Below are 516 nucleotides of genomic sequence, written 5' to 3' on the forward strand. Positions count from 1 at the left end.
CCCGGGCAGCGCCGAGGCGGGCGGGCGGCGGGAACCGGTCGGGGTCCAGCAGCCCGCCCCACTCGGCGCCGCCCGGGAGCGGCTCACCGGCGTACGCCTCAGCGCTTGGCATATTCGCGGAAGCCACGGCCCGTCTTGCGGCCGAGGCAGCCCGCGGCCACCAGGTGCTCCAGCAGGGGCGCCGGGGCCAGACCCGGGTCGCGGAACTCCCGGTGCAGCACCTTCTCGATGGCCAGCGAGACGTCCAGCCCGACGACGTCCAGCAGCTCGAACGGGCCCATCGGGTAGCCGCCGCCCAGCTTCATCGCCGCGTCGATGTCGTCCAGGGTGGCGTAGTGCTCCTGCACCATCTTCACCGCGTTGTTCAGGTACGGGAACAGCAGCGCGTTGACGATGAACCCGGCCCGGTCACCGCAGTCCACGGCGTGCTTGCGGACCTTCGCGCACACCTCGCGCACGGTGGCGTGGACGTCGTCGGCGGTCAGCACCGTGCGCACCACCTCGACCAGCTTCATC

Annotated in this window: 1 protein-coding gene; it reads right to left on the reverse strand. The window is 72.3% G+C overall.

The features are described 5' to 3' along the window. Window positions 1–98 precede the first annotated feature (98 nt). The coding region (locus CCN29_RS34485; RefSeq protein ID WP_442538707.1) for a 3-hydroxyacyl-CoA dehydrogenase family protein at window positions 99–516 on the reverse strand (418 nt) is incomplete at its 5' end.

It is taken from the genome of Streptomyces pseudogriseolus (assembly GCA_002154585.1).
Lineage (GTDB): Bacteria > Actinomycetota > Actinomycetes > Streptomycetales > Streptomycetaceae > Streptomyces > Streptomyces pseudogriseolus.